The organism is Rhodopseudomonas sp. B29 (genome assembly GCF_000333455.1).
GTDB lineage: Bacteria > Pseudomonadota > Alphaproteobacteria > Rhizobiales > Xanthobacteraceae > Rhodopseudomonas.
Map to the genome: position 1 here is coordinate 1 of NZ_BADD01000344.1, position 6133 is coordinate 6133.

The following is a 6133-nucleotide window of genomic DNA, read 5'->3' on the forward strand; positions in this document are numbered from 1 at the left end:
CGACCTGTTCACCCGAGATCATGTCGGTATCACCCTGATCGGTGATCTCGATCTTCTGCAGCATCTGCCGGACGATGACCTCGATGTGCTTATCGTTGATCAACACGCCCTGCAGCCGGTAGACCTCCTGGATTTCGTTGACCAATTCGTTGTCTCTCGTTTCGTCAGCATCCTGTGAAAGGTTCGTAATGTCCCAACCGCCACGTCGCCCGCGCACGTTGAACGACGCGCGTACCGAGGCCGAAGCCGCATTCAAGAAGGCCACGACCAAGCCGGTCGAAGCACCGCCACAGCGTCAGGCACTGCCAGGCGTGCGCGAAATGGTGTCGCTGCGGATTGATCAGGCCGTGCTGGAACACTTCCAGGCCGATGGTCCGGGATGGCAGGACAGGATCAATGCCGCACTGCGCAAAGCCGCCGGCCTCGACTAGAGCTTTTCCGGTTCTAATAAAGTCGGAACCGGAGCTCTAGATTTTGTTCGGACGCGTTTTCTTCACGCGAACCGCTATCCGCTTCGCTCGAAAACGCTCTAAGCGTCTTGCGGTCGAGGCGACGCCGGCAGCTTGCGGAGGTTGAGCAGATTGCCGGCGAGGATCAGCGCCGCCCCCAGCACCGTGTAAGCGTCGAGGCGCTCGCCGTAGAGCAACCAGCCGGCGGCGGCCGACAGCGGCACGCGCAGGAAGTCCATCGGCACAACGACCGTCGCGTCGGCGTAGGTCAGGGCGCGCGCCATGCAGTAATGCGAGAACGTTCCCCCGAACGCCACCACGACGATCCAGACCCACGCGTAGTTCGACGGCCACTGCCAAAAATACAGCGCCGGCGCGAAGCCGAGCACGCTCTGGATCACCAGCATCCAGACGATGATGCCGATCGTCGTCTCGGTCCGCGTCAGCGATTTCATCAGTGTCACCGAGATGCCGAAGCCGAACGCGGCGGCGAGCGCGATCAGTTGCCCGGGATCGATGCTGGATGTCGCGGGCCGGACGATCACCACCACGCCGATCAGTCCGAGGACGACGGCTGCGATCCTGCTTGCATTCAGGTGCTCGCCCAGGAAGGTTGCGGCAAAGATTGCGATCCAGATCGGCATGGTGAATTCGATCGACACCACCTGGCCGATCGGAATCAGCGTCAGCGCGAAGAACCAGCCGAGCTGCGCACCGTAATGCACGACGCTGCGGACGAGATTCGGCAGCGGTCGGGTGGTCGCAATCGCGCTCATGCCGCCGGCCCTGTACACCAGCGGAAGCAGCATGACCAAGCCGATCACCGACCGCAGCTCCATCACCTGGAACACGTTGAGCTCGCGCAGCGTCTCGCGGCCGCCGATGGCGACGATCAGCATCAGGCTGAGCCAGCCGGCCATCCAGGCGGCGGCCATCAGTTTGGATTGGGGGCGGGGCATCGACGCCTTGTTATGTTCTGGTTGGTCCGCAAGCGTTTCCTGCGCCGAGGTATCGACGAGGTCGGCACGCTTTGCAACGCCAGGATGCGCGGCCCGCCCGCGACGCGGCGTCGGTTGATTTTGCCGTGAGCTTGTGCGCCGATGCGCTCCAGCGAGCCGTCGCCAAGGCGGCCGAACAGCGACGAATCGGGAGGACGACTGATGCGGGTGTTGCAGCCGGAAGCCTGGGCGAAGCCGCGTGGCTTCACGAATGGCCTCGCGTTCAGTGGACCGGGCCAGTGGCTGGTGCTGGCCGGCCAGACCGGCATCAACGACGCCGGTGAATACGAGTCGGATGACCTCGCCGCCCAGGTCCGCGCCTCGCTGCAGCGAATCGTCCGGTTGCTCGCCGAGGCCGGCGCTGGCCCGGAACACATCGTGCGTCTGACCTGGTACCTCACCAGCCGCGACGAATACGAGGCGGCAGGCGCCGGCATCGGCGCCGCCTGGAAAGAGACGCTGGGCCGGCATTTTCCGCCGTCTACGCTGCTCTTCATCGACGGCCTGATCGATCGCCGCGCCAAGGTCGAGATCGAAGTCACGGCGTTCCTGCCGGCGCGCTGACGGGCTTGCGGAGGTGGCTTGTTTCGGTCCACACCACGGCCGACACAGTCGAGGAGTTTTCCGATGAACCAGCCGCGCGAACAGTCGGCCGATTTCGTTACCGCCTTCGCCACCGGATGGCCCGAGCAACAGCCGGACCTGCTGATCCTGTCGCTGACCACCAAGAACGGCATCCAGAACTTCGCTCTCTCGAAGGACCAGGCGCTGCTCGTCGCGAAGACCATCAAGCGCACCGCCATGCAACTGGCGCCGCCGCAGCAGCGCGCCTGATATCAATCGCCACTGTTGGCTGAGTTCGAACCAGCCAGCGATTGATCGGCGTCAATTGAAAACGCCACGGAATTAAGCTCTCATCGCTGTGTCTCGGATCCGTGCCGAGGTTCGAGACTTTCGATCAGCGCGCCCCGGAGTGGCTTCACTCCGGGGCGTTTGCTTTCAAGCAGCAGCTAATTTTCACAGGCACCGAATCCTCATCCTGAGGAGCCCGGCGTAGCCGGGCGTCTCGAAGGATGGGGCCACGGGGCATCTGCCGCCATGGTTCGAGACGGCGCTTCGCGCCTCCTCACCATGAGGGTTTACTTGTGGCGGCGCTTTCACATCGCAAGCTCTGATTTAATCAAAAGTGGAGCCGCGGTAAGTAAGCATAGCCCCCAAAAATGCGAAGACCGAGCTCCGTGAGGAGCCCGGCCCTGCAAACCAACTCGAAAAGAGTTGGATCAGCCGATATCGACCTGCGCGGTGATCGCGGCGGTCTTGCCGTTCCAGTACTTCGGGAACCAGGTGGTGTGGCTGAGAACAGCCGCGTGCACCAGGATCGCGATGACGGCAACGCTGCCGAGCAGCAGCGGGAGGCCGACGGTCGGGCTGACCACAGTCCAGATTCTACCTTGATTCATGGTCAGTACTCCTTAGTGCAGCCAGGGCGAGTAAACGTAGGCGAGGAAGTGAGCGACGATCGCGATCGCACCGAAGATGCGGGTGCCGTCGATCACGTGCTTGTGGAGCTCTTCCGACTCCTCGACCGAAAGTCCGGTCAGTGTCTTGTCAGCCATCTTGAAACCTCAACATTGAGTTTTGCGGTTGCCGAAGCTGCAGTGCAGCTCGACGGCCCGCATCATGTTCAGGCCAACCTCCCGAAACATTGCGCCAGAACAAATTTTCGTGAGCGACAATGGTTGTAGGTAATTGCCGCGGAGTATCGGCGCACCGCCAAGCGACTTGTCGCGCTCAGCGCGAGGCGTTTTGCGTCGGTAGGAATTGGCTACACGCCGTCCGAAGCGCCAAAGACCGCGCTTTGCACGGACCGGTTGCCGAAATTGAATTCTCTAATGATCCCCCTTGGGGACAACCCGCGGCTGGTCAATCACCTGCCGTCCGCTCACGACGACGTCACGAACTTGGTCGCAGGCGTGGGCGGAAAGGGCTGTGCATCGCATAGTAACTGAACTGATGATGTAATTGATAAGTAGTTGCCAGCTGTCTACCGAATCAGCAGGATTGATTGATTCAACTGATTCGGGGGCGACGATGCCGACGGTGTCACTCAACTCGTTTTTGAAGATTCTGAGCAAAACCTCTCCGCAAAAAGTCGCAGAGTATGGTCGTTATTTGAAGCCGGGCGGCTACGACTTCTATTGGATGCTGAAAGAGGCATTGCGCGCGCGAACTCTCGAAGGCAAGAACTTTGCGGAGTGTTCTCTCCCTATCTCGAAGATCAATCGCATTACTGAAAAGAAGCACAATCTTGACGCTCTCAAATCCTTCGAGAAGTGGATCAATCCGATAACGGATACCGAATTTTTCGATGTACCTTCGGCTGTGATTTCTAGTCCGGGCGGTACTTTGAAAATCAAGCTTGAGCCGTCTTTCGGATATGTTTGGGAAGGGCAGCGGAGATTAGTTCACACTTGGGCGACGCAATCCCCATCGCTAACGCAAAATCTCGCCGCTTGCGGGCTGTACTTGCTCAAAGAAAATCTGTGTCTAGCTGAATTCAGCGACTGCATTCCTTCGATTCTTGATCTGCGAAAACGCTCGTTGTTCATTTCCGACGCGATACCAAGGGTTGTTGGCCCCATGGTGGCGAGCGAACTAGCTTGGGCTGATGAGTTTTTCAATGCTCAATCGTCCGCCGCAGCTTAGTCTGAATCAAAAAAACAGCCCGGTCGGAGCCGGGCTTTCTACGCTGCTACGTTCGATGATTCTCGGTCAAGACGACGTTTAATCATCTCGTTAATTTGGCGAGTTGATCGGACGATACGCAAGCGTTGCTTGATCTGGTCGAATGAGAATTCATCAAGCAACGGCACAAAGGCGGTATTCGCAAACGATGACGTGGCTGTAGTCACACCATCGAAGTCGATCGTTACATTGGCCCCGCTTCGCAGCGCCGACCGGAGCATCTGCAAAATGATCTCTCCTTGAGTCGCTGTATCGGCGTAGCCGGAGGTCCTTCGGATCGAGATCTGCACTTCACCACTCCAGATTTTCTGGTTCGTCAGGCTCGAATTTTATGTTGTCTGTCTTGAGCACAATATCAACCGTTGTGCCGGGACAGAAGCCGTTGGTCCAAAGCTCTTGATGGCCAACGTTGCCAAACCGTTGCTCAAAACGAACGGCAGAAAGGCCCGAGTAAAATGTTACTGTTCCGCCGTTGTTCCCCACTACCTGTTTCAGAAGGTAGTCTAGTCCGATTCCTCGATTTCGAGGCGTTGTTTTGGTTGTAAATCCATCCTCGGTCGCTTTCACGATTGCTTGGCTGTCGGAGAGTTGGGGGACGACTTTGCGAACATTTGTTGGGATTCCAATCCCAAAATCCGAAAGGGTAACGTAGACGCGCTTCTCTTTCGGAAAGTGCTGAGCAAAGATCGTGCCGATATCGTATCTAGTGTGGTCTTGAATATTATTAAAGAGTTCCGAAAGGCACGTTTGAAAGGAGTAGAGCGATCCTTGGTTAATTCCGAGCCTGTCCGATAGCCAAGGAATCAGATCGTTGCGCAGCCAATCATGCGAGTGACTGTGCGCGATCTTCATTAGTGGTCGGGTTGTTGCCCGCGGTGCGGCCGTTAGCCTGCGCTTTGCTCCGCAGTGCTGTTCGAAAAAGAGCGAGTCATCCAGAAACCTAACTGCGTCACCCGTTATGTCGATATTCTGAAAGATGACCTTTGTGCCTTGCTCGTTAAGCCAACCAACTAAGTTGCTGAGGAAGACGATGCCAGCCGGGCGAATAAATCTGAGCGTCGCGAAGTTTATCGCTACCTCGGGCGGCCAAGAACCGTTCGCCGCTAGCTTGGCGGCGTCCGCGGCGAAGGTGGAAATGGCCGTGCCGTCGAACTGAGAGGGCAGATCGAGAACATAGGACAATTTAGTCAGACCTTAGGTGGTCCCCCTATGTGGCCCAGACACCCGTCCGACGCCACCAAGGTCCAATCCGAATCAGAATAACCCATTGAAATCTCATGGTGAGCGCGGAGGGACTCGAACCCTCGACCCCATGATTAAAAGTCACGTGCTCTACCGCCTGAGCTACGCGCTCACGTAGGGCGCTGTGTAGGGGGCGGACCGGCTGGGGTCAATAGCGGCCGGTTGGGCTGCGAACCGCGTCGACGCCAGATTGCAGCGTATCCACAGCGCTTTATCGCCGCGGCTTCGCGTGGACGATCAACTGCGAAGCCTCTGATTTCCCTCAGGCCACGTCGCGCGGCACGTCGGACGGCACCTTCTGCGGCGCCACGACCTGCGCCGGCGCCATTGGCGACGACAGCGGAAGAGTCACCGGCCGCAGGCCGATCAGCTCTGCGGTGCGGATCGCGGTCGAGGTCCACCACTCGAAGGCGTTGATTCGTGAGTTCTCCAGGATGGCGATGGCCACGGCCGACAGGAACGGCAGGCTCTGCAGCACCAGCACGCCGGCGAAGATGTAGATCTCGGTGATCTGGCGGAAGCTGTTGGAGGCGATCAGGACACCCGCGCCGATCAAGAGCAGGACGCCGATCACGGCCTCCCAGAACGCTTGGGATTCGATCGACATCCGCGTCAGGCCGCCTTTGGAGGTACGGGCGAAGGCGAGGTGCTCGGTGATCAGGCCCTGGGCGACGGCGCGCGACACCGTCCATTGCACCG

Annotated in this window: 9 protein-coding genes, 1 tRNA gene and 2 pseudogenes; 4 read left to right on the top strand and 8 right to left on the bottom strand. The window is 58.9% G+C overall.

The annotated features are described in order from the left end of the window. Positions 1-145 (bottom strand): annotated as a pseudogene (locus tag I5M_RS34415) (hypothetical protein); the annotation flags it as partial. Positions 146-188: 43 nt separating this feature from the next. On the opposite strand from I5M_RS34415, the gene I5M_RS12365 reads away from it, so the two are divergent. Continuing rightward, entirely contained in the window at positions 189-431 is a 243-nt protein-coding gene (locus tag I5M_RS12365; RefSeq protein WP_022721689.1) for a BrnA antitoxin family protein, read from the top strand. A gap of 98 nt (positions 432-529) precedes the next feature. On the opposite strand, the gene I5M_RS12370 is transcribed toward I5M_RS12365, so the two are convergent. Then, positions 530-1408: a DMT family transporter gene (locus I5M_RS12370; protein ID WP_022721690.1), complete on the bottom strand. Its 879-nt coding sequence runs from the start codon at positions 1406-1408 to the stop codon at positions 530-532. A gap of 201 nt (positions 1409-1609) precedes the next feature. Here I5M_RS12370 and I5M_RS12380 point away from each other — a divergent pair, with 201 nt between their 5' ends. Both I5M_RS12380 and I5M_RS12385 read left to right on the top strand, forming a co-directional pair. Then, entirely contained in the window at positions 1610-2011 is a 402-nt protein-coding gene (locus I5M_RS12380) for a RidA family protein (RefSeq protein WP_022721692.1), read from the top strand. A 63-nt stretch (positions 2012-2074) separates the two neighbouring features. Beyond that, positions 2075-2281, top strand: coding sequence for a hypothetical protein (locus tag I5M_RS12385; RefSeq protein ID WP_022721693.1), 207 nt, complete (start codon positions 2075-2077; stop codon positions 2279-2281). 446 nt (positions 2282-2727) lie between these two features. Here I5M_RS12385 and I5M_RS12390 read toward each other — a convergent pair whose 3' ends face one another. Next, on the bottom strand, positions 2728-2907 hold the full coding sequence (locus I5M_RS12390) for a light-harvesting protein (RefSeq protein ID WP_022721694.1): 180 nt from the start codon (positions 2905-2907) through the stop codon (positions 2728-2730). A gap of 12 nt (positions 2908-2919) precedes the next feature. Then, on the bottom strand, positions 2920-3063 hold the full coding sequence (pufB, locus tag I5M_RS12395; RefSeq protein WP_022721695.1) for a light-harvesting antenna LH1, beta subunit: 144 nt from the start codon (positions 3061-3063) through the stop codon (positions 2920-2922). Between the two features lie 445 nt (positions 3064-3508). Between pufB and I5M_RS12400 the strand changes: the two genes are divergently transcribed. Continuing rightward, positions 3509-4153, top strand: coding sequence for a hypothetical protein (locus I5M_RS12400; protein WP_148287867.1), 645 nt, complete (start codon positions 3509-3511; stop codon positions 4151-4153). Between the two features lie 38 nt (positions 4154-4191). On the opposite strand, the gene I5M_RS12405 is transcribed toward I5M_RS12400, so the two are convergent. The 4 genes and pseudogenes from I5M_RS12405 to I5M_RS12420 all read right to left on the bottom strand — a co-directional run. Continuing rightward, complete coding sequence (locus tag I5M_RS12405) at positions 4192-4482, bottom strand: STAS-like domain-containing protein (RefSeq protein ID WP_022721697.1); 291 nt, start codon at positions 4480-4482, stop codon at positions 4192-4194. 1 nt (position 4483) lies between these two features. Next, the gene (locus tag I5M_RS12410; protein WP_022721698.1) at positions 4484-5374 is read right to left on the bottom strand and encodes an ATP-binding protein; all 891 of its coding nucleotides are present in this window, start codon (positions 5372-5374) and stop codon (positions 4484-4486) included. Positions 5375-5470: 96 nt separating this feature from the next. Continuing rightward, positions 5471-5546 (bottom strand) — tRNA-Lys (locus I5M_RS12415). Between the two features lie 150 nt (positions 5547-5696). After that, positions 5697-6133: pseudogene (locus I5M_RS12420) on the bottom strand (glycosyl transferase family 2); the annotation flags it as partial.

Bases quoted from the DNA above. Each gene is read 5' to 3' on its own strand.
- I5M_RS12365 (WP_022721689.1), top strand. From the start codon at position 189: ATGTCCCAACCGCCACGTCGCCCGCGCACGTTGAACGACGCGCGTACC.
- I5M_RS12370 (WP_022721690.1), bottom strand. From the start codon at position 1,408: ATGCCCCGCCCCCAATCCAAACTGATGGCCGCCGCCTGGATGGCCGGC.
- I5M_RS12380 (WP_022721692.1), top strand. From the start codon at position 1,610: ATGCGGGTGTTGCAGCCGGAAGCCTGGGCGAAGCCGCGTGGCTTCACG.
- I5M_RS12385 (WP_022721693.1), top strand. From the start codon at position 2,075: ATGAACCAGCCGCGCGAACAGTCGGCCGATTTCGTTACCGCCTTCGCC.
- I5M_RS12390 (WP_022721694.1), bottom strand. From the start codon at position 2,907: ATGAATCAAGGTAGAATCTGGACTGTGGTCAGCCCGACCGTCGGCCTC.
- pufB (WP_022721695.1), bottom strand. From the start codon at position 3,063: ATGGCTGACAAGACACTGACCGGACTTTCGGTCGAGGAGTCGGAAGAG.